Annotated in this window: 18 protein-coding genes; 17 read left to right on the top strand and 1 reads right to left on the bottom strand. The window is 71.7% G+C overall.

The genetic code is table 11. From position 1 onward, the window contains the following. Positions 1-3 precede the first annotated feature (3 nt). From murF to ACFYMP_RS01225, 12 genes are all read left to right on the top strand, one after another. Positions 4-1425 (top strand): UDP-N-acetylmuramoyl-tripeptide--D-alanyl-D-alanine ligase, encoded by a 1422-nt coding sequence (gene murF, locus ACFYMP_RS01280; protein ID WP_388848522.1) that lies wholly within the window; start codon positions 4-6, stop codon positions 1423-1425. Beyond that, complete coding sequence (gene mraY, locus ACFYMP_RS01275) at positions 1422-2492, top strand: phospho-N-acetylmuramoyl-pentapeptide-transferase (protein WP_388848519.1); 1071 nt, start codon at positions 1422-1424, stop codon at positions 2490-2492. The genes murF and mraY overlap by 4 nt, the downstream gene beginning before the upstream one ends. After that, on the top strand, positions 2489-3907 hold the full coding sequence (gene murD, locus ACFYMP_RS01270; protein WP_388848516.1) for a UDP-N-acetylmuramoyl-L-alanine--D-glutamate ligase: 1419 nt from the start codon (positions 2489-2491) through the stop codon (positions 3905-3907). The genes mraY and murD overlap by 4 nt, the downstream gene beginning before the upstream one ends. A 59-nt stretch (positions 3908-3966) precedes the next feature. Further along, positions 3967-5409, top strand: coding sequence for a putative lipid II flippase FtsW (gene ftsW, locus ACFYMP_RS01265; RefSeq protein WP_388848513.1), 1443 nt, complete (start codon positions 3967-3969; stop codon positions 5407-5409). Between the two features lie 6 nt (positions 5410-5415). After that, complete coding sequence (gene murG, locus ACFYMP_RS01260) at positions 5416-6510, top strand: undecaprenyldiphospho-muramoylpentapeptide beta-N-acetylglucosaminyltransferase (RefSeq protein WP_388848510.1); 1095 nt, start codon at positions 5416-5418, stop codon at positions 6508-6510. 38 nt (positions 6511-6548) lie between these two features. After that, entirely contained in the window at positions 6549-7358 is an 810-nt protein-coding gene (locus ACFYMP_RS01255; protein WP_388848507.1) for a cell division protein FtsQ/DivIB, read from the top strand. Positions 7359-7648: 290 nt separating this feature from the next. After that, entirely contained in the window at positions 7649-8869 is a 1221-nt protein-coding gene (ftsZ, locus tag ACFYMP_RS01250; RefSeq protein ID WP_363146004.1) for a cell division protein FtsZ, read from the top strand. After that, positions 8866-9594, top strand: coding sequence for a peptidoglycan editing factor PgeF (gene pgeF, locus ACFYMP_RS01245; protein WP_388848504.1), 729 nt, complete (start codon positions 8866-8868; stop codon positions 9592-9594). The genes ftsZ and pgeF overlap by 4 nt, the downstream gene beginning before the upstream one ends. 6 nt (positions 9595-9600) lie before the next feature. Beyond that, entirely contained in the window at positions 9601-10320 is a 720-nt protein-coding gene (locus ACFYMP_RS01240; RefSeq protein WP_388848501.1) for a YggS family pyridoxal phosphate-dependent enzyme, read from the top strand. A gap of 126 nt (positions 10321-10446) precedes the next feature. Then, positions 10447-11058, top strand: coding sequence for a cell division protein SepF (locus ACFYMP_RS01235; protein ID WP_363146001.1), 612 nt, complete (start codon positions 10447-10449; stop codon positions 11056-11058). Between the two features lie 65 nt (positions 11059-11123). After that, positions 11124-11408: a YggT family protein gene (locus ACFYMP_RS01230; protein WP_363146000.1), complete on the top strand. Its 285-nt coding sequence runs from the start codon at positions 11124-11126 to the stop codon at positions 11406-11408. Between the two features lie 46 nt (positions 11409-11454). Further along, positions 11455-12804 carry a DivIVA domain-containing protein gene (locus ACFYMP_RS01225; protein ID WP_388848497.1) on the top strand — a complete coding sequence of 450 codons (1350 nt, stop codon included), beginning with the start codon at positions 11455-11457 and terminating at the stop codon, positions 12802-12804. Between the two features lie 481 nt (positions 12805-13285). On the opposite strand, the gene ileS is transcribed toward ACFYMP_RS01225, so the two are convergent. Beyond that, positions 13286-16429, bottom strand: a complete 3144-nt coding sequence (gene ileS / locus ACFYMP_RS01220; protein WP_388848494.1) for an isoleucine--tRNA ligase — start codon at positions 16427-16429, stop codon at positions 13286-13288. A gap of 565 nt (positions 16430-16994) precedes the next feature. On the opposite strand from ileS, the gene ACFYMP_RS01215 reads away from it, so the two are divergent. The 5 genes from ACFYMP_RS01215 to ACFYMP_RS01195 all read left to right on the top strand — a co-directional run bounded on the left by ACFYMP_RS01215 (position 16995) and on the right by ACFYMP_RS01195 (position 21815). Then, entirely contained in the window at positions 16995-17618 is a 624-nt protein-coding gene (locus tag ACFYMP_RS01215) for a TraR/DksA family transcriptional regulator (protein ID WP_388848491.1), read from the top strand. Between the two features lie 283 nt (positions 17619-17901). After that, positions 17902-18474 (top strand): signal peptidase II, encoded by a 573-nt coding sequence (gene lspA, locus ACFYMP_RS01210; RefSeq protein WP_388848488.1) that lies wholly within the window; start codon positions 17902-17904, stop codon positions 18472-18474. A gap of 71 nt (positions 18475-18545) precedes the next feature. Next, positions 18546-19487: an RluA family pseudouridine synthase gene (locus ACFYMP_RS01205; RefSeq protein ID WP_388848485.1), complete on the top strand. Its 942-nt coding sequence runs from the start codon at positions 18546-18548 to the stop codon at positions 19485-19487. Between the two features lie 52 nt (positions 19488-19539). Further along, positions 19540-20052, top strand: coding sequence for a GNAT family N-acetyltransferase (locus ACFYMP_RS01200; RefSeq protein WP_388848482.1), 513 nt, complete (start codon positions 19540-19542; stop codon positions 20050-20052). Between the two features lie 176 nt (positions 20053-20228). Continuing rightward, the gene (locus tag ACFYMP_RS01195; RefSeq protein WP_388848479.1) at positions 20229-21815 is read left to right on the top strand and encodes a Na+/H+ antiporter; all 1587 of its coding nucleotides are present in this window, start codon (positions 20229-20231) and stop codon (positions 21813-21815) included. Positions 21816-22025: the final 210 nt, after the last annotated feature.

The raw sequence follows: 22025 nt of genomic DNA, 5'->3' as shown, positions 1-22025 counted from the left end.
TCTGTGATCGCCCTCTCTCTCGCCGAGATCGCTGACATCGTCGGCGGGCAGACGCACGACATACCGGACCCGGCCGTCACCGTCACCGGTCCCGTCGTCACCGACTCCCGCGAGACCGAACCCGGCGCCCTCTTCGTCGCCTTCGCCGGGGAGCGCGTGGACGGACACGAGTTCGCCGCCCAGGCCGTCGAGGACGGGGCGGTGGCCGTGCTCGCCACCCGCCCCGTCGGCGTGCCCGCGATCGTCGTCGAGGACGTCGTCGGCGCTCTCGGCGCCCTCGCCCGGCACGTCGTGGAACGCCTCGGCACGAACGTCGTCGCGCTGACCGGCTCGGCCGGGAAGACCTCCACCAAGGACCTCATCGCCCAGCTGCTCTCCCGCAGCGGGCCGACGGTGTGGCCACCGGGCAACCTCAACAACGAGATCGGGCTGCCGCTGACCGCGCTGCGCGTCACCGGGGAGACCCGCAACCTCGTCCTGGAGATGGGCGCCCGCGGCATCGGCCACATCACCTATCTGACCGGGCTCACCCCGCCCAGGATCGGTGTGGTCCTCAATGTCGGCAGCGCCCACATCGGGGAGTTCGGCGGCAAGGAACAGATCGCTCAGGCAAAGGGCGAGATGGTCGAGTCCCTGCCGGAGGACGGAGTGGCCGTCCTCAACGCGGACGATCCGCTCGTACGCGGCATGGCCTCCCGAACCCGGGCACGCGTCCTCCTCTTCGGCGAATCGGAGGATGCGGACGTACGGGCGGAGAACGTCACGCTCGGGGACACCGGCCGGCCCGGCTTCACCCTCCGCACCCCCACCGGGTGCGGCGAAGTGACCTTGCGCCTGTACGGTGAGCACCACGTGTCGAACGCGCTCGCCGCCGCCGCCGTCGCCCATGAGCTGGGTATGTCCGCAGACGAGATCGCCCTGGCGCTCTCCGAGGCGCGGTCCCTCTCCCGCTGGCGGATGGAGGTCACCGAGCGCCCCGACGGCGTGACGATCGTCAACGACGCCTACAACGCGAGCCCCGATTCCGTGCGAGCCGCCCTGCGCGCGCTCGTCGCGATGGGCTCGGCCTCCCGCGCCAAGGGGGGCCGGACCTGGGCGGTGCTCGGGCTGATGGCGGAACTCGGTGACGAGGCGCTCGCCGCGCACGACGCGGTCGGACGGCTCGCCGTCCGGCTCAACGTGAGCAAGCTCGTGGCGGTCGGGGGCAGGGAAGCGGCCTGGCTGCGGATGGGCGCATACAACGAGGGTTCGTGGGGTGAGGAGTCGGTGCACGTGTCCGACGCACAGGCGGCGATCGATCTGGTTCGCGGTGAACTGCGACCGGGAGACGTCGTGCTCGTGAAGGCGTCCCGGGCCGCCGGCCTGGAGAAGGTGGCCGCAGCTCTGCTGGAGGACGCCACCGAGGGCGAGGCCGCCGGCCGATGAAGCAGATCCTCTTCGCGGGGGCCATCGGGCTCTTTCTGACCCTGATCGGCACCCCCCTGCTCATCAAGCTGCTGGCCCGCAAGGGCTACGGCCAGTTCATCCGGGACGACGGCCCGCGCGAGCACCACAGCAAGCGCGGTACGCCGACGATGGGCGGTATCGCCTTCATCCTGGCCACGCTCATCGCGTACGCCCTGACGAAGGTCATCACCGGTGAGGACCCGAGGTTCTCCGGGCTGCTGGTCCTGTTCCTGATGACCGGTATGGGCCTGGTCGGGTTCCTGGACGACTACATCAAGATCGTCAAGCAGCGCTCGCTGGGCCTGCGGGCCAAGGCCAAGATGGCCGGGCAGCTCATCGTCGGCATCGCCTTCGCCGTGCTCGCCCTCCAGTTCGGTGACTCGCGCGGCAACACCCCGGCCTCGACGAAGCTCTCCTTCGTCACGGACTTCGGCTGGACCATCGGCCCCGTCCTGTTCGTGGTCTGGGCGCTGTTCATGATTCTGGCCATGTCCAACGGCGTGAACCTGACGGACGGTCTGGACGGCCTGGCCACCGGAGCCTCGGTGATGGTCTTCGGGGCCTACACGTTCATCGGCATCTGGCAGTTCCAGGAGTCCTGCGCCAACGCGGCGAGCCTGACCAACCCGGCGGCCTGCTTCGAGGTGCGCGACCCGCTCGACCTCGCCGTCGTGGCCTCCGCCCTCATGGGTGCCTGCTTCGGCTTCCTGTGGTGGAACACCTCGCCGGCCAAGATCTTCATGGGCGACACCGGTTCGCTCGCGCTCGGCGGCGCCCTCGCGGGCCTCGCCATCTGCTCCCGCACCGAACTGCTCATCGCGGTGCTGGGCGGCCTCTTCGTCCTCATCACGATGTCCGTCGTGATCCAGGTCGGCTCCTTCAAGCTGACCCGCAAGCGCGTCTTCAGGATGGCCCCGCTCCAGCACCACTTCGAACTCAAGGGCTGGTCCGAAGTGCTCGTGGTGGTCCGCTTCTGGATCGTCCAGGGCATGTGCGTGATCGTCGGGCTCGGCATCTTCTACGCGGGCTGGGCGGCCGACAAGTGACGCGATGGCAGGGGAAGCGGGTCGTCGTCGCCGGTCTCGGGGTCTCCGGGATGCCGGCGGCCCGCGTCCTGCACGCCCGGGGCGCCCAGGTCACCGCCGTCACCGACGGGGACGACGAACGCAGCCGCGCACAGGCCGAGGAGTTGCGGGCCGAGGGCATCACGGTCCGCCTCGGGGACGGCGCGAGCCTGCCCGAGTCGACCGAACTCGTCGTCACCGCCCCCGGCTGGCAGCCCGACAAGCCGCTCTTCCAGGCCGCCGCGGCCGCCGGCGTCCCGGTCTGGGGCGACGTGGAACTCGCGTGGCGGCTGCGCGGACCGGACGCGGCGCCCTGGCTCGCCGTCACCGGCACCAACGGCAAGACCACGACCGTGCGCATGCTCGCCGCGATCCTGGAGGCGGCCGGACTGCGTACCGCCGCCGTCGGCAACATCGGCGTCTCCCTGCTGGACGCGGTCCTCGCCGAGGAGCCCTACGACGTCCTCGCCGTCGAACTCTCCAGCTACCAGCTGCACTGGGCGCCCTCGGTGCGCCCGCACTCGGCGGTCGTGCTCAACCTCGCGCCCGACCACCTCGACTGGCACGGCTCGATGGCCGCGTACGCCGCCGACAAGGGCCGCGTCTACGAGGGCAACCAAGTCGCCTGCGTCTACAACCTCGCCGACCCGGCCACCGAGCGGCTCGTGCGCGAGGCCGAGGTCGAGGAGGGCTGCCGCGCGATCGGCTTCACGCTCGGCGCGCCCCGCCCCTCCGAACTCGGCGTCGTCGACGGCCTCCTCGTCGACCGCGCCTTCGTACCCGACCGCGGCAAGCAGGCGCAGGAGCTCGCGGAGCTGACGGACGTCGACCCGCCGGCCCCGCACAACATCGCCAACGCCCTCGCCGCGGCCGCCCTCGCGCGCGCCTACGGCGTCCCCGCCACCGCCGTACGCGAGGGGCTGCGCGCCTTCCGGCCCGACCCGCACCGCATCGAGACGGTCGCCGAGGTCGGCTCCGTCACGTACGTGGACGACTCCAAGGCCACCAACACGCACGCCGCGGAAGCCTCCCTGGCCGCCTACGAGCCGATCGTCTGGATCGCCGGCGGACTCGCCAAGGGCGCCTCCTTCGACGAACTGGTACAAGGTGCCGCGAAGCGGCTGCGCGCCGTGATCCTGATGGGACGCGACCGCCACCTCATCCGCGAAGCCCTCGCGCGACACGCCCCGCAAGTGCCTGTGGTCGACCTCCACCGGACCGACACTGGGGCGATGTCCGAGGCGGTCCGGGAGGCGGCCGGGCTCGCTCTGCCGGGCGACACGGTCCTGCTGGCCCCGGCCTGCGCCTCGATGGACATGTTCACGAACTACCTCGTGCGCGGAGACGTCTTCGCCGACGCGGTCCGCGCACTGGACACCGCTGCCGAAGGCGACTGAACCGGACCGGCCCCCAGCCGGGCCGGTCCGCGCCAGGACGACTGGAGGGGACAGCGACGATGGCCGTCGACCGCACGGCCCCGGGCGGGCGCTACAGCTCCGCACGGGCCCACCGGCCACCCACGGAGAGGCCCGCCCCGCGCGGTGGCGTCCTCGCCCTGCGGGGCGGCGCCCTCGCCGGGCGGCCCCGCAAGGCACCGGAACGCGGGCCCGCGACGCCCCGGGCCCCCCGGCCCGCCCGGGACAACCCGGTGCGCCGCCTGTTCGAACGGCTCCGTCGCGCCTGGGACCGGCCCCTGACGGCCTACTACGTGATCCTGGGCGCGAGCCTGCTGATCATCGTGCTCGGCCTGGTCATGGTGTACTCGGCCTCCGTCATCACCGCGCTCAACTACGGGCTCTCCGGCTCCTTCTTCTTCCGTAAGCAGCTCACCGCCGCCGTCCTCGGCGGAGTGCTCCTGGTGATCGCCGCCCGGATGCCGGTCACCCTGCACCGCGCCCTGTCCTATCCGCTGCTCGTCGGCTCGATCGCGGCGATGGCCCTGGTCCAGGTGCCCGGGATAGGGCATGAGATCAACGGCAACCAGAACTGGATCTCGCTCGGCTTCTTCCAGGTCCAGCCCTCCGAGTTCGGCAAGCTCGCCCTCGTCCTGTGGGGCGCCGACCTGCTCGCCCGCAAGGGCGAGAAGCGGCTGCTGAACCAGTGGAAGCACATGCTCGTGCCGCTCGTTCCGGTCACCTTCGTGCTGCTCGGGCTGATCATGATCGGCGGGGACATGGGGACGGCGATGATCCTCACCGCCGTCCTGTTCGGGCTGCTGTGGCTCGCGGGCGCTCCCACCCGGATGTTCGCCGGAGTGCTCACCTTCGTCGGGCTGCTCGGCGTCGTCCTGATCAAGACCAGCGCCAACCGCATGGCCCGCTTCGCGTGTCTGGGCAGTACCGACCCGACCGCGTTCGGTGACAAGTGCCAGCAGGGGGTGCACGGGCTGTACGCCCTGGCCTCCGGTGGACTCTTCGGCTCCGGACTCGGTGCCAGTGTGGAGAAATGGGGTCAACTCCCCGAAGCCCACACCGACTTCATCTTCGCCGTCACCGGGGAGGAACTCGGCCTCGCGGGGACGCTGTCGGTACTCGGTCTGTTCGCGGCTCTAGGCTATGCGGGTATCCGCGTGGCCGGACGCACGGAGGACCCCTTCGTGAGGTATGCCGCGGGAGGCGTGATCACCTGGATCACGGCCCAGGCCGTGATCAATCTGGGTGCGGTGCTCGGGCTGCTGCCGATCGCCGGGGTCCCGCTCCCGCTGTTCTCCTACGGGGGCTCCGCCCTGCTGCCGACCATGTTCGCCATCGGGCTGCTGATCGCCTTCGCACGCGACGAGCCCGCTGCGCGAGCGGCCCTGGCACGACGCGGGCCCGGCTTCGGCCGCAAGCGGTTCGCGGTGAGATGGAAAACGATGCGACGGCGCGCCTCCGCGGCGCGTACGTCCGGAGAGCGGTGAATTTCGGTGCATGTCGTACTCGCCGGTGGGGGGACCGCCGGCCACATCGAGCCGGCGCTCGCCCTCGCGGACGCCCTGCGCAGGCAGGACCCCACCGTGGGGATCACGGCGCTGGGCACGGAACGGGGTCTGGAGACCCGGCTGGTGCCCGAGCGCGGCTATGAACTCGCGCTCATCCCGGCTGTTCCGCTGCCGCGCAAGCCGACCCCCGAACTGATCACGGTCCCCGGCCGGCTGCGCGGCACCATCAAGGCCGCCGAGCAGGTCATCGAGCGGACCAAGGCCGACTGCGTGATCGGCTTCGGCGGCTATGTCGCGCTGCCCGGCTACCTCGCCGCCAAGCGCACCGGCACTCCGATCGTCGTGCACGAGGCCAACGCCCGCCCCGGCCTCGCCAACAAGATCGGCTCCCGCTACGCCTCGGGCGTCGCGGTGTCCACCCCGGACAGCAAACTGCGCGGCGCCCGCTACATCGGCATCCCGCTGCGCCGCTCGATCGCCACCCTGGACCGGGCCAGGATGCGGCCCGAGGCCCGCGCCGCCTTCGGCCTCGACCAGAACCTGCCGACCCTCCTGGTCTCGGGCGGCTCCCAGGGCGCCCGCCACCTCAACGAGGTCGTCGAGCGCGTCGTCCCGCTGCTCCAGCGCTCCGGAATCCAGGTGCTGCACGCGGTCGGCCCGAAGAACGAACTGCCACGCGCCGACAACATGCCCGGGATGCCGCCGTACATCCCGGTACCGTACGTGGACCGGATGGACCTCGCGTACGCCGCGGCCGACATGATGCTGTGCCGCGCGGGCGCGATGACCGTGGCCGAACTCTCCGCCGTCGGGCTGCCGGCCGCCTACGTACCGCTGCCCATCGGCAACGGCGAACAGCGGCTCAACGCCCAGCCGGTGGTCAAGGCGGGCGGCGGACTCCTGGTGGACGACGCGGAACTGACGCCGGAATGGGTCACCTCCCAGGTGCTGCCGGTCCTCTCCAGCCCGCACCGGCTCTACGAGATGTCCCGCGCGGCCTCGGAGTTCGGCCGCCGCGACGCCGACGAACTGCTCGTCGGCATGGTCTACGAAGCGATTGCCGCACGCAGGAACCACTGAGGGGCCACGGCCCCCGTACACAGGAGGCGACAGGGAGCGTGGCCGGAGCGAGCACCGCCCAGGGCGGCACGGGACGTACGGACTCCGGCCCGCCGCCGGGCCCGCGGGACGGGAACCCGCCCCCACCCGCTCCCCGTCGCCTGTCGCGGGTGCGGTGGCGGCCCGTTCTGTGGACCGCCGCCCTCGCACTCGTCGTGGGCGGCGTCGTCTGGGCGCTGTACGGATCACCGTGGCTGCGGCTGCGTCAGGTGAGCGTCTCCGGCACGCGGGTACTCACCCCCGCCGAGGTGCGCGCCGCCGCCGGCGCCCGGCTCGGCTCCCCGCTCATTTCCGTCGACACGGACGCGGTTTCGGCGAATGCGCGACGGGCTCTTCCCCGTATCGAATCGGTGGATATCGACCGTTCCTGGCCGCACTCGCTGCGCATCTCGGTGACGGAGCGTAAACCCGTCCTGCTGCGGGAAAAGGGCGGAAAATTTGACGAAGTGGACGCGCACGGAGTGCTTTTCGCCACGGTGGGCAAGGCCCCGCGCGGTATTCCGCTGCTCGATCTCGACGCGGACGAATCCCCGAGCCTGCGCCGCTTCGGAGCCGACCGGCTGCTGGGCGAGGCGGCCCGTGTGGCCACTGCCCTGCCACCCTCGGTGGCGCCCGGCGTACGCACCGTCAGGGTCCGCTCCTACGACGCCGTGACGCTGCTGTTGAAGGACGGGCGAACGATCGAGTGGGGCAGTGCGGAAAAAGGCCGCGCGAAGGCCAGGGCACTCACCGCTCTCATGAAAGCAGCTCCCAAGGCGCGGCACTTCGATGTGTCGGTACCCATCGCGCCCGCAGTTTCGGGTAGTTGACGGAACAAAACGCAGGCCAGCACCCTGAGTGGGCACCGCGACGGCTGATCACATAGGGTGAAAAGAAAAACGGGAGGTTCGGCGTGTTCGTTGAACGTGCGCCACTTGTCGACTTAGTGTCCTGTTCGGAACAGTCATGGAAGTCCCAGCAACAGACACACTGGTAACCCTAAACTTCAGCGTTAGGGTTCGGGTCGGCGCTTTGGACCGTCCCAATTCGGCATCAGTCGTCGCACCCGCCTCACGGCGGAGCGGCGACACGTAAATCGAGGCGAGAGGCAGCCTTCGACGTGGCAGCACCGCAGAACTACCTCGCAGTCATCAAAGTCATCGGTGTCGGCGGCGGTGGTGTCAATGCCATCAACCGGATGATCGAGGTCGGTCTCAAGGGCGTCGAGTTCATCGCGATCAACACCGACGCTCAGGCCCTGTTGATGAGCGATGCCGACGTCAAGCTCGACGTCGGCCGGGAACTGACCCGAGGACTCGGCGCCGGAGCCAACCCCGGCGTCGGCCGCAAGGCCGCCGAGGATCACCGCGAGGAGATCGAGGAGGTCCTCAAGGGGGCCGACATGGTCTTCGTCACGGCCGGCGAAGGTGGCGGCACCGGCACCGGCGGCGCACCCGTGGTCGCCAACATCGCACGCTCGCTCGGCGCGCTGACCATCGGCGTGGTCACCCGTCCCTTCACCTTCGAGGGCCGGCGCCGCGCGAACCAGGCGGAGGACGGCATCGCCGAACTCCGCGAAGAGGTCGACACCCTCATCGTCATCCCCAACGACCGGCTGCTGTCCATCTCGGACCGCCAGGTCAGCGTGCTGGACGCGTTCAAGTCCGCGGATCAGGTACTGCTGTCCGGTGTCCAGGGCATCACCGACCTGATCACCACCCCCGGTCTGATCAACCTCGACTTCGCCGACGTCAAGTCCGTGATGTCCGAGGCCGGTTCCGCGCTCATGGGTATCGGCTCGGCGCGCGGCGACGACCGGGCGGTGGCCGCGGCCGAACTCGCCATCTCCTCGCCGCTGCTGGAAGCCTCCATCGACGGGGCGCGCGGGGTCCTGCTGTCCATCTCGGGCGGCTCCGACCTCGGCCTGTTCGAGATCAACGAGGCCGCACAGCTGGTGAGCGAGGCGGCGCACCCCGAGGCCAACATCATCTTCGGCGCCGTCATCGACGACGCCCTGGGCGACGAGGTCAAGGTCACCGTGATCGCGGCCGGTTTCGACGGGGGGCAGCCCCCCGCCAAGCGGGACAACGTGATCGGCGCCTCCACCGGGAAGCGCGAGGAGCAGCCCCCGGCCCGCGCCGCGGAGCCCGCGCGCCCGGCCTTCGGCGGGCTCGGCAGCGTCACCCCGCGCGAGGAGTCGACCCCCGTGCGGGCCGAGCCCGAGCCGGCGCCGGTCAACGAGAACCCGGTCCCGCAGGTACCGCAGCCCTCGGTGCCCCCGGCCCGTCCCTACCAGGACAGCCAGGCCGAGGAGCTGGACGTTCCGGATTTCCTGAAGTGATAGCGGAACGCGAGACCACGGGCGGCGCGCACTTCGCCTTCACCGACAGGTGGGGCGGGGTGAGCGCCGTTCCGTACGAGGAGCTCAACCTCGGCGGGGCGGTGGGGGACACGGCGAAGGCCGTGCGCGCCAACCGGGAGTGTGCCGCGCACGCCCTCGGGCTCGACCCCGGCCGGGTGGTCTGGATGAATCAGGTGCACGGCCGTGAGGTAGCCGTCGTCGACGGGCCCTGGGGGGAGCGCGAAGTCCCCGCCGCGGACGCGGTGGTCACCGGACAGGGCGGCCTGCCGCTCGCGGTCCTGACCGCCGACTGCGTCCCCGTCCTGCTGGCCGATCCGGTGGCCGGCGTGGCGGGGGCGGCGCACGCGGGGCGCCCGGGACTGCTCGCCGGGGTGGTGCCCGCCGCCGTCGAGGCGATGACCGGGCTCGGGGCCCGCCCCGAGCGGATCGTGGCCCGCACCGGTCCCTCGGTGTGCGGAAGCTGCTACGAGGTGCCCGAGGAGATGCGTGCCGAGGTGTCCGCCGTGGCGCCCCCGGCGTACGCCGAGACGAGCTGGGGCACTCCGGCGCTCGACGTGGCCGCCGGAGTGCTCGGTCAACTCGCCGATCTCGGGGTAGTCGACGTACGACGCTCGCCGCACTGCACGCGGGAGTCGCAGGACCACTTCTCGTACCGCCGCGACCGGGTCACCGGCCGTCTCGCGGGCTATGTATGGCTGGACTGATGGGACATGACGGACCGTAGAGCACAACTCGCCGCGAACCTCGCGAAGGTGGAGGAACGTATCGCCAAGGCGTGCGCGGCCGCGGGCCGTGACCGCGAGGAGGTGACGCTGATCGCGGTCACCAAGACCTATCCGGCGAGCGACGTCCGGCTGCTGGCCGGGCTCGGGGTCCGTCAGGTCGCCGAGAACCGGGACCAGGACGCGGCGCCGAAGGCGGCCGAGAGTGCGGATCTTCCTCTGGTGTGGCATTTTGTCGGGCAACTTCAGACGAATAAGGTCAAATCAGTCGTCCAGTACGCCGACTTCGTTCACTCCGTGGACCGGGGCCGGCTCGTCTCCGCGCTCTCGGCGGCGGCGGTCCGGGCGGGCCGGGAGATCGACTGCCTGATCCAGGTCGCCCTCGACGCCGAGGTCGGCGGCCGGGGCGAGCGCGGCGGGGTCGCCCCGGACGGGGTGGCCGCACTGGCGGACCTGCTCGCCGAGGCCGAAGGGCTGCGCCCCGCCGGGCTGATGACGGTCGCCCCGCTCGCCGGGCCCTTCGCCGGGCGGCCGCGCGCCGCCTTCGAGCGACTGGCGGAATCGGCGGCCCTCCTGCGGTCGGCACATCCGGCTGCCACCATGGTCTCCGCGGGGATGAGCGCGGATCTGGAGGAGGCCGTCGCGGCCGGGGCGACACATGTCCGCATCGGCAGCGCGGTACTCGGCGCGCGTCCCCGCCTCGGGTAACGTCGCCAAGCAAGTCGGACCACAGCACAAAATATGGTCATTTCCCGCCGAAACGGGCGGTCAGACCGCGTGGATCGCAGGCGTGGTGGTCCTCGTCGATCCACCACAGAGCGGAGGACTCAGAGCATGGCCGGCGCGATGCGCAAGATGGCGGTCTACCTCGGCCTCGTGGAGGACGATGGGTACGACGGCCCGGGGTTCGACCCCGACGACGAGTTCGAGCCCGAGCCGGAGCCCGAGCGCGACCGCAGGCGGCATTCCACGCCGCATCAACAACCCCCCGTTCCGGACGAACCGGTACGAGTGGCGCAGCCTCCGGCTCCCCGCGAACCCCTCGCGCAACCGGTCGAATCCGGGCGACCCGCGCGAATCGCCCCCGTGGCATCCATCACACCCGAACGTCAGAGCCTGGAGAAGAACGCACCGGTGATCATGCCCAAGGTCGTCTCCGAGCGGGAGCCCTACCGCATCACGACGCTGCACCCCCGGACCTACAACGAGGCCCGTACCATCGGGGAACACTTCCGCGAGGGCACCCCGGTGATCATGAATCTGACCGAGATGGACGATACGGACGCGAAGCGACTTGTCGACTTCGCGGCCGGACTCGTCTTCGGTCTGCACGGGAGCATTGAGCGGGTGACGCAGAAGGTTTTCCTGTTGTCGCCTGCTAACGTCGATGTCACGGCGGAGGACAAGGCTCGCATCGCAGAGGGCGGGTTCTTCAACCAGAGCTGAGAACAGATGCGCGGCGAAGCGGCTCGGGACAACGAGTACGTAGGACAGGGGAGTGGGAAGCGCTCATGGGCGTAGTGCTGGATGTGCTCTACATCGCGCTGATGTGTTTTCTCCTGGTGCTCATCTTCCGGCTCGTCATGGACTACGTGTTCCAGTTCGCCCGCTCATGGCAACCAGGCAAGCCGATGGTGGTCGTTCTTGAGGCCGCCTACACTGTCACTGATCCACCGCTCAAGCTTCTGCGGAGGTTCATCCCGCCGTTGCGTCTCGGGGGCGTGGCGCTCGACCTGTCCTTCTTCGTACTAATGATCATCGTCTACATCCTGATCTCCGTCGTGAGTTGGCTGTGAACGATACGGTCTTGCCGAATGCCGACGACTACGTTGAGGTGAAGAGATGCCATTGACCCCCGAGGACGTGCGGAACAAGCAGTTCACAACCGTCCGCCTCCGAGAAGGCTATGACGAGGACGAGGTCGATGCCTTCCTCGATGAGGTCGAGGCCGAACTGACCCGGCTGCTGCGCGAGAACGAGGACCTCCGGGCCAAGCTCGCCGCCGCCACGCGGGCGGCCGCGCAGAACCAGCAGCAGAACATGCGCAAGCCTCCCGAGCAGCAGGATCGGCAGCAGGGACCGGTGCCCGCCGCCATATCGGGACCGCAGCCGGTGCAACCCGGGCAGCAGCAGCCTCCGCAGCAGCACCCCGGTCAGCACCAGCAGCAGCACCCGGGGCAGCAGCAGCAGCACCCGGGCCAGCAGCAGCACATGGGCGGTCCGCCCCAGCTGCCGTCCGGCGCGCCGCAGTTGCCCGCGGGCCCCGGTGGACACGGTCCGCAGGGCCAGCAGGGTCCCGGCCACATGGGTCAGCAGGGTCCCGGCCCGATGGGCCAGCAGGGCCCCGGCCCCATGGGTCAGCAGGGCCCCGGTCCGATGGGCCAGCAGGGCCCCGGCGGCCCGATGGGTCCCGGCCCGATGGGTCAGCAGGGTCCCGGCCCCATGGGCCAGCAGGGCCCGGGTCCGATGGGTCAGCAGGGTCCCGGTCCGATGGGCCAGGGTCCGATGCAGCACCAGCAGGGACAGATGGTCGGCCCGCTCGGCCACGGCGGTCCGCAGCTGCCGCAGCAGGGGCAGGGCCCCGGCGGCGACAGCGCGGCCCGGGTTCTCTCGCTCGCGCAGCAGACCGCCGACCAGGCGATCGCCGAGGCGCGTTCCGAGGCCAACAAGATCGTCGGTGAGGCCCGCAGCCGTGCCGAGGGTCTGGAGCGGGACGCCCGCGCGAAGGCCGACGCGCTGGAGCGGGACGCGCAGGAGAAGCACCGCGTCGCGATGGGCTCCCTGGAGTCCGCCCGCGCCACGCTGGAGCGCAAGGTCGAGGACCTGCGCGGCTTCGAGCGCGAGTACCGCACCCGGCTGAAGTCGTACCTGGAGTCGCAGCTGCGGCAGTTGGAGACGCAGGCCGACGACTCGCTGGCTCCGCCGCGAGCGTCCTCCGCGCCCTCGCTGCCGCCGTCCCCGGCGCCTTCGATGGCTCCCGCGGGGGCCGGTGCGCCCTCGTACGGCAGCAGCCACAACGGTCCGGGCATGGGCAACGGCCCGTCCTCCGGTCCGTCGTACGGCAGCGGCCAGCAGCAGATGTCGCCGGCCATGACGCAGCCGATGGCCCCGGTGCGGCCGCAGGCTCCGCAGCCGATGCAGCAGGCCCCCTCTCCCATGCGGGGTTTCCTGATCGACGAGGACGACAACTGACGGCGCGCCCGCGCCGGTAGGCGTCGGCACGCATTCCGCGAAGGGCCCCGGGGTTCGCCCCGGGGCCCTTCGCGTTGCCCACAGCGAGCGCCCGAGGGAGAGGGGCCACGACCGGAGCGCCCGGGGCGGGCGCGGGCACGACCGGGGTGAATTGAGGGATCGTGGGCGGCCTCGGTCGCGCCGCTTGGCGGGAACGCGCGCACGACCGGGGGTGCGGAGCAAGCGCGCCGCCGAGACCGGGCCGCCCGGAGGGCGCACGGACGGCCGGCCGGTGCGTTCGGCGGCGGGGGGCGCGGGGGGGGGGGGGGCCCCCCCCGGGGGGGGGGCGGGGGGGCGGGGGGGGGGGGGGGGGCGGGGGGCGGGGGCGGGGGGGGGGGGGGGGGGGGGGGGGGGGGGGGGCGGCCGCCGGGGGCGGGCCCCCCCCCCCCCCGCGCCGGCCGCCCTCGCCGTTCTCACGGACGCGGGGCCGAAGCCCCCCGGGCTACTTCACGTCCCGCCGCAGGCGGAAGGTCAGGGTCAGCGCCTCGTCGGAGAAGGGCTCTCCGTACGCGGCGTCCGCCTCGCCCCGCGCGTAGTCCGTCGCCAGGACCTCGTCGGAGATCAGGCCCGCGTGCTCGGTCAGGGCGCGGGCGACCTCCTGGTCCTTCGCCTCCCAGCGCAGCGCGATCCGGTCCGCGACGTCCAGGCCGCTGTTCTTGCGCGCCTCCTGGATCAGCCGGATCGCGTCGCGCGCGAGGCCCGCCCGGCGCAGCTCCTCGGTGATCTCCAGGTCGAGCGCCACCGTCGCCCCGGAGTCCGAGGCCACCGACCAGCCCTCGCGCGGGGTTTCGGTGACGACGACCTCCTCCGGGGAGAGCGTCACCGTCTCCCCGTCGACCTCGACGGTGGCCGTGCCCTCGCGCAGGGCGAGAGAGAGGGCCGCCGCGTCCGCCTCGGCCACGGCCTTCGCGACCGCCTGCACGCCCTTGCCGAAGCGCCTGCCCAGGGCACGGAAGTTGGCCTTCGCGGAGGTGTCCACGAGGGAGCCGCCCACCTCGCTGAGCGAGGCCAGCGAGGACACGTTCAGCTCCTCGGTGATCTGGGCCCGCAGTTCGCCGGAGAGCGCCTCGAAACCGCTCGCGCCGACCAGCGCGCGGGACAGCGGCTGACGGGTCTTGACGCCGGACTCCGCGCGGGTGGCCCGGCCCAGCTCCACGAGCCGCCGCACGAGCGCCATCTGCCGGGACAGCTCCGGGTCCACCGCCGAGCGGTCGGCCTCCGGCCAGCTCGCCATGTGCACCGACTCGGGCGCGTCCGGGGTGACCGGGACGACGAGGTCCTGCCACACCCGCTCGGTGATGAACGGCACGAGCGGCGCCATCAGCCGCGTCACCGTCTCCACGACCTCGTGCAGGGTGCGCAGCGCCGCCGCGTCACCCTGCCAGAAGCGGCGCCGCGAACGCCGCACGTACCAGTTGGACAGGTCGTCGACGAAGGCGGAGAGCAGCTTTCCGGCCCGCTGGGTGTCGTAGTCCTCCAGCGCCTCGGTGACCTGGCCGGTCAGCGCGTGCAGTTCGGACAGCAGCCAGCGGTCCAGCAGCGGGCGCCCGGCCGGGGCCGGGTCGGCGGCGGAGGGCGCCCAGCCGGCGGTGCGGGCGTACAGCGCCTGGAAGGCCACCGTGTTCCAGTACGTCAGGAGCGTCTTGCGGACGACCTCCTGGATCGTGCCGTGCCCCACCCGCCGGGCCGCCCACGGGGAGCCGCCGGCCGCCATGAACCAGCGCACCGCGTCCGCGCCGTGCTGGTCCATGAGCGGGATGGGCTGGAGGATGTTGCCCAGGTGCTTGGACATCTTCCGGCCGTCCTCGGCCAGGATGTGGCCCAGGCACACGACGTTCTCGTAGCTCGACTTGTCGAAGACGAGCGTGCCGATCGCCATCAGCGTGTAGAACCAGCCGCGGGTCTGGTCGATGGCCTCCGAGATGAACTGCGCCGGGTAGCGCTGCTCGAAGACCTCCTTGTTCTTGTACGGGTAGCCCCACTGCGCGAAGGGCATCGAACCCGAGTCGTACCAGGCGTCGATGACCTCGGGCACCCGGGTCGCCGTCTGCCCGCAGTCCGGGCAGGCGAAGGTGACCTCGTCGATGAAGGGGCGGTGCGGGTCGAGGCCCGACTGGTCGGTGCCGGTCAGCTCGCTCAGCTCGGCCAGCGAGCCGACACAGGTCAGGTGGTTGTCCGCGCAGCGCCAGATCGGCAGCGGGGTGCCCCAGTAGCGGTTGCGGGACAGGGCCCAGTCGACGTTGTTGTTCAGCCAGTCGCCGAAGCGGCCGTGCTTGACCGAGTCGGGGTACCAGTTGGTCTTCTCGTTCTCCTCCAGCAGCCGCTCCTTGACGGCGGTCGTCCTGATGTACCAGGAGGGCTGCGCGTAGTAGAGCAGCGCGGTGTGGCAGCGCCAGCAGTGCGGGTAGCTGTGCTCGTAGGGGAGGTGCCGGAAGAGGATGCCGCGCGCCTTCAGGTCGGCGACCAGATCGTCGTCGGCCTTCTTGAAGAACTGGCCGCCCACCAGCGGGACCTCGGGGGAGAAGGTGCCGTCGGACCGCACCGGGTTGACCACCGGGAGGCCGTAGGAACGGCACACCCGCAGGTCGTCCTCGCCGAAGGCGGGGGACTGGTGGACCAGGCCCGTACCGTCCTCGGTCGTCACGTACTCGGCGTTGACGACGTAGTGCGCGGGGGCGTCGAAGGGGATCAGCTCGAAGGGGCGCCGGTACGTCCAGCGCTCCATCTCACGGCCCGTGAAACGCTGCCCGGTCGGCTCCCAGCCCTCGCCGAGCGCCTTCTCCAGCAGGGGTTCGGCGACCAGGAGCCGCTCGGCGCCGTCGGTGGCGACCACGTAGGCCACGTCCGGGTGCGCCGCGACCGCCGTGTTGGACACCAGGGTCCACGGGGTCGTCGTCCAGATCAGCAGCGCCGCCTCACCGGCCAGCGGGCCCGAGGTGAGCGGGAGGCGCACGTACACCGAGGGGTCCACGACCGTCTCGTAGCCCTGGGCCAGCTCGTGGTCGGACAGGCCGGTCTCGTCGCGCGGGCACCAGGGCGCGACCCGGTGGTCCTGGACCAGGAGGCCCTTGCCGAAGATCTCCTTGAGCGACCACCAGACCGACTCGACGTACTCGGGGTCCATCGTGCGGTAGGCGTCGTCGAGGTCGACCCAGTAGCCCATGCGCTCGGTCAGCTCGGTGAAGGCGTCCGTGTGCCGGGTCACCGACTCGCGGCACCGGGCGTTGAACTCGGCGATGCCGTACGCCTCGATGTCCTTCTTGGTGCTGAAGCCGAGCTCCTTCTCCACGGCCAGCTCGACCGGCAGGCCGTGGCAGTCCCAGCCCGCCTTGCGGCCCACGTGGTAGCCGCGCATCGTGCGGAAGCGCGGGAAGACGTCCTTGAAGACGCGGGCCTCGATGTGGTGGGCGCCCGGCATGCCGTTGGCGGTGGGCGGGCCCTCGTAGAAGACCCACTCGGGGCGGCCCTCGGACCGCGCGAGGCTCTTCGCGAAGATCTTCCGCTCACTCCAGAAGGTGAGCACCTCGTGTTCGAGGGCGGGAAGGTCGACCTGGGCGGGTACCTGATGGTACTGCGGCGGCGTCATCGGGAGTTGCTCCTCCGGCGGACTACTGGCTTCCGTCGGAGGGACGAGAGCCGTGTGCGCTCCCGCGGTACCACCCTCCTTGGCCGGTGGCCTGCTGGCCCTCGACCCCCTCATTGGGGCAGCGAAACCGGTTCTACGGCCCACGCCTTCGGGCGGGGCTTTCCTCCGGCGGCTCCGGGGTGATCTTCACGTCGCGCGCACCCCCGGGCTTCCACCGCCCCCGGGTCGCTCGTGGCCGCTTGCGCCGCTACTCGTCCCATCCTCGCTTCTCGCTGCGGCCAGTGTACGGGGCCCGGCGGGGTGGGCCGCGACCGCTTTTCCCCGTACGGCCCCGCGAGCGGAGCCGCGCGCGCTGAGCCGAATGCCGACACCCGGGGGTGCGCCCGGCGCGCGCCGACACGGACGGTTACCCGGCGGGGAGCTGGGCACAACGCTTGAGGGTCCGCCCCTCCCCACCGGGAGCGGGAGGGTTCCGGCGGCGTGCCCCGTTGCCGCCGACGGCGTGTCGACTTATCGTCCGAGCACGATTCGCGTGCGAGATCACGGAATGTGAGGGGCCCCGGTCATGGTGGCGAGCAGGACCGCCGGACGACAACCGGCGTGCGAAGGGCCCAGGAATATCCGGAATGGGAAGGACGCTGACCTTCCGGCGGCCGGCCCCACACGAGCGGCGGCGGCCGCGCTGAAGACGGGAGCCCCCACAGTGGTTGCGAAGAAGAACCCCGGTACCCCCGGTACGGGGACGGCGACGGAGGAGATCGTGCCCCAGGCGCGCGGCGGAGCGTTCGGTCCCGAGGACCTCGTGGTCAGGCCCGGGGAGGACCCGTGGACGGCCGAGGAGGCCGGTGCGGCGAGGGAGGGCCTGGAGAGCGAGGTCACCCGGTTGCGCGCCGAGATCGACGCGGCCGAGGAGGCGCTGGCCGGCCTGATGCGGGACTCCGCCGACGGCGCGGGCGACGACGAGGCCGACACCGGGACCAAGAACATCACGCGCGAGCACGAGATGTCGCTCGCCGCGAGTTCCCGCGAACGCCTGGAGCAGACCGAGCGGGCGCTCAGCCGCATGGACACCGGCACCTACGGCGTGTGCGAGAGCTGCGGGAAGCCGATCGGCAAGGCCCGGATGCAGGCGTTCCCGCAGGCCACCCTGTGCGTGGACTGCAAGCAGAAGCAGGAGCGGCGCGGCTGACGGAGGGCCCCGGCCGGTCCAGGGGCTCCCCGGGGGCGTCCTCGCGCCCCCGGGACCGGCCGCGGCTCTCACGTGTTCCCGTGTGCGCGCCGGGCTCGGAGACGGCGTTTCCGTGTGCGCGCCGGGCCCGGCGACAGAGTTTCCGCGCGCGCGGAAGCCCGGTGACGGTGTTCTCGCGTGCGCGCCGGGCCGGTGACAGCGGCCCGGCGCCGGCTGTCAACCGGTCCACGGGTTCGTGCCGTACCCTCGACCCCATCGGTCAACCAGGGCTTGAGGACGTCACGTGGCAGAGGTGGAGCGCACCATCGGTACGCCGGAGACCCCGGAACGGCGGGAGCCGGACGGGGAAGCGGTGCGGGAGGCGCCGAAGGGGCGGCGGAAGATCGCCGCGCTCTTCGCCGTGGCCGCCTTCGCCTACCTGCTCGACCTGATCAGCAAGCTGATCGTGGTGGCGAAGCTGGAGGGGCACGCGTCGGTGCACGTCATCGGCGACTGGCTGACCTTCGGCGTCATCCGCAACTCCGGGGCCGCCTTCAGCATGGGCGAGGCGTACACGGTGATCTTCACGATCATCGCGGCCGCCGTGATCCTCGTCATCGCGCGGCTGGCCAGGAAGCTCCACAGCCTGCCCTGGGCCATCGCGCTCGGACTGCTGCTCGGGGGCGCGCTCGGCAACCTCACCGACCGGCTCTTCCGCTCGCCCGGCGTCTTCCGCGGCGCGGTGATCGACTTCATCGCCCCCAAGGGGTACGCCGTGTTCAATCTCGCCGACTCGGCGATCGTGTGCGGCGGCATCCTGATCGTGCTGCTGTCCTTCCGCGGACTGGACCCGGACGGGACCCGGCACAAGGACTGACCGGCCCCCGGGGCCGGCCGGCGGCACCCGGCGCGGGGCGGGGCCCGTCACCCGTCCGGCATACTCGACGGGTGAGCACGATTCCCGAGGTCCGCACCCTGCCCGTACCGGACGGCCTGGAGGGCGAGCGCGTCGACGCCGCCCTCTCCCGCATGTTCGGTTTCTCCCGTACCAAGGCCGCCGAGCTGGCCGCGGCCGGGAAGGTGCAGGTCGACGGGTCCGTGGTCGGCAAGTCCGAACGGGTGCGCGGCGGGGCCTGGCTGGAGGTCGAGATGCCGCAGGCCCCCGCCCCCGTCCAGGTCGTCGCCGAGCCCGTCGAGGGCATGGAGATCGTCCACGACGACGAGGAGGTCGTGGTGATCATGAAGCCGGTCGGGGTCGCCGCGCACCCCAGCCCCGGCTGGAGCGGGCCCACCGTCATCGGGGGACTGGCCGCCGCGGGCTACCGGATCTCCACCTCGGGGGCCGCCGAACGCCAGGGCATCGTGCACCGCCTCGACGTCGGCACCTCGGGGCTCATGGTGGTCGCCAAGTCCGAGCGCGCCTACACCTCGCTCAAGCAGCAGTTCCGGGTCCGTACGGTCGACAAGCGCTACCACACGCTCGTGCAGGGCCACCCCGACCCGACCTCCGGCACCATCGACGCGCCCGTCGGCCGCCACCCCCAGCACGACTACAAGTGGGCCGTCACCGCCGAGGGCAAGCCCTCCGTGACCCACTACGACCTCATGGAGGCGTTCCGGGCCGCCTCGCTGCTGGAGGTCAAGCTGGAGACGGGGCGTACGCACCAGATCCGGGTCCACATGTCCGCGCACCGCCATCCCTGCGTTGGGGACCTCACCTACGGCGCCGACCCGACGCTCGCCAAGCGGCTGGGGCTGACCCGCCAGTGGCTGCACGCCGTGCGGCTCGGGTTCACCCACCCCGGCGACGGCGAATGGGTGGAGTACGGCAGCTCCTACCCCGAGGACCTCCAGCGGGCCCTGGACCGGGTCCGGGCGGAGAGCGCCTGAGCCCCGCGGGGCGACACGACACCGACGAGACGAACGGAACGGAAGGGGCAGCGTGAGCGGCCACACCCTGAGCGACGGAACGCCCTACGTGATACGCGTCGCCGAGGACCCCGCTGACCGGGAGGCGTGCTTCTCGGTGCGCAAGGAGGTCTTCGTCGCCGAACAGGGCGTCCCCGAGGACCTGGAGTACGACGCCTTCGACGCCCCCGGCGCGAGCACCGTGCACGTCCTCGCGGTGACCGAGGACGGGACGCCGCTGGGCACCGGACGGCTGCTGCACGGCCCCGGGACCGCGGACCGTACCGGCGGTGAGCCCTCGGTGGGCTCCCTCGGCCGGCTCGCCGTGCACCGCGCCGCGCGGGGCTCCCGGGTGGGCGCGGCCCTGGTCGGCGCCCTGGAGGAGGCGGCCGCCGCGTGCGGGCTGACCGCCGTGGACCTGCACGCCCAGACGCACGCGCTCGGCTTCTACGAGCGGCTCGGCTACCGCGCGTACGGGCCGGAGTTCCTCGACGCCGGGATCGACCACCGGGCGATGCGCAAGCCGGTCGGCGGCGCGGGCGGCTGAGGCCGGTGGCGGCCGGGGCCACCGCGCCGCGGGCGGCCGGGCGGGACGTCGGCGGCACCGGCGTGGGCTCCGGCACCCAGTGACCGGGTAAAGCGATGCCCATGGCAGGGTTAAGGGGTCCTTGATCCGTTGAGGACGGTGTTCGTCCGCCCCCCGCTCTCCAGGAGGCCCCTGCCGTGGATCAGCTGGCGCTGTTGATGCTGTTGCTGCTCGGTGCCGTACTCATGGTGCCGCTCGGGGACCGGCTCGGGCTGCCCGCACCGGTACTGATGACGCTCCTGGGCATCGTCCTGGCGCTGCTGCCCTTCGTGCCGAACGTCGAGGTGCCGCCCGAGTTCATCCTGCCGCTCGTGCTGCCACCCCTGCTCTACGCCTCGGTGCAACGCACGTCCTGGCGGCAGTTCGCGGCGAACAAGCGGGCCATCCTGCTGCTCGCGGTCGCGCTGGTCTTCGTCACGACCGCCGCGGTCGCCGCCGTCGCCAGCAGTATCGTTCCGGGGCTGCCGCTGGCCGCCGCGGTCGCGCTCGGCGCGCTCGTCGCCCCGCCCGACCCGGTCGCCGCGACCGCCGTCGCCGGCTCCCTCGGCCTGCCCCGCAGGCTCGTCTCCATCCTGGAGGGCGAGGGCCTGTTCAACGACGTCACCGCGATCGTGCTCTACCACGTGGCGATCGGCGCGGCCGTGGGCGGCAGCTTCTCGCTGCCCTCCGCGATCGGCCTGTTCTTCCTGTCCGCCGTCGTCGCCGTGGCCGTGGGACTCGCCCTCGGCTGGATCGCCTCCAAGCTCATGGACCTGCTGGGCGACGCGACGCTACAGACCGGGCTGACCCTGCTGGTGCCCTTCATCAGCTACGTACTCGCCGAGGAACTCCACGGTTCCGGGGTGCTCGCCGTGCTGACCACGGCGCTCTTCCTCGCCGAGTACGCGCTCGACGCCGACGACGTCCTGGGCCGGATCACCGGGCAGACCTTCTGGCAGATCGTCGACACCCTGGTGACCGGGGTCGCCTTCGGGCTCATCGGGCTCGAACTGCACAACGTGTTCGGCACCGCCGAGGGCCGCGAGTGGCGGATGGTCGGCTGGGGCGCGGCGATCGCCGGGGTCGTCATCGTCGTACGCCTGCTGTGGCTGCTGCCAGCCGGCTGGCTCGCCCTCAAGCTGCACCGCAAACGCGACGTGGACGAGGACATCCCCTCCAACTGGCGTGAGACGGTCGTCATGTGGTGGTCCGGGATGCGCGGGGTGGCCTCCGTGGCGCTGGCCCTGGCCATTCCGCTGGAGACGGACGACGGTTCCGCCTTCCCGGCACGCGACGAGATCGTGTTCATCGCCTTCTGCGTCATCATGGCCACGCTCGTCGTGCAGGGGCTCACCCTGCCCTGGCTGGTGCGCCGCCTCGGGGTGAAGGCCGACACCGACGCCGAACGGCGGATCGAGCACGATCTCGCGGTCCGCGCGGCCAAGGCGGCCAGGCGCCGGCTCAAGGAGATGGACGGCATCGAGGACCTGCCGGACGACGTCATCGAACGTCTCCAGCGCGGCGCCTTCGACATCGGGGCCCGCATCAGCCCCGAGCTGATGGACGACGAACGCCGCGAGTTCCTCACCAAGCGGGCCGAACGCATCAAGGCCTACCGCCAGGTGCAGCGCGAGATGATGTCGGCCGCCCGGCACGAGGTGCTGTCGGCGCGCAACGAGGCGGGGGCCGATCCCGAGGTCGTCGACCGGGTGCTGCGGCAACTGGACGTGCGCAGCCTGCACTGAGGCGCGGCCGCCGGGGGAACGCGCGCGGGCCCCTCCGGCGGCCGGGCCCGCGGCCCTTCCCGTGCCCCTCGGTACGTCCCGTGTACCGGTTGTGTCTCGGGGACGCGCTGACCCGCTCTTGTCCTAGAAGTGCGGTATACCCTCAACTCAACACGGCTGGGCGGGGGTTGAGGCGTGGCGGGGAGAAGTCGCAATGGTCTGGTGGGGTGC

It is taken from the genome of Streptomyces sp. NPDC007088, from assembly GCF_042869355.1.
GTDB lineage: Bacteria > Actinomycetota > Actinomycetes > Streptomycetales > Streptomycetaceae > Streptomyces.
This window is presented reverse-complemented; position numbering and strand designations above follow the sequence as displayed.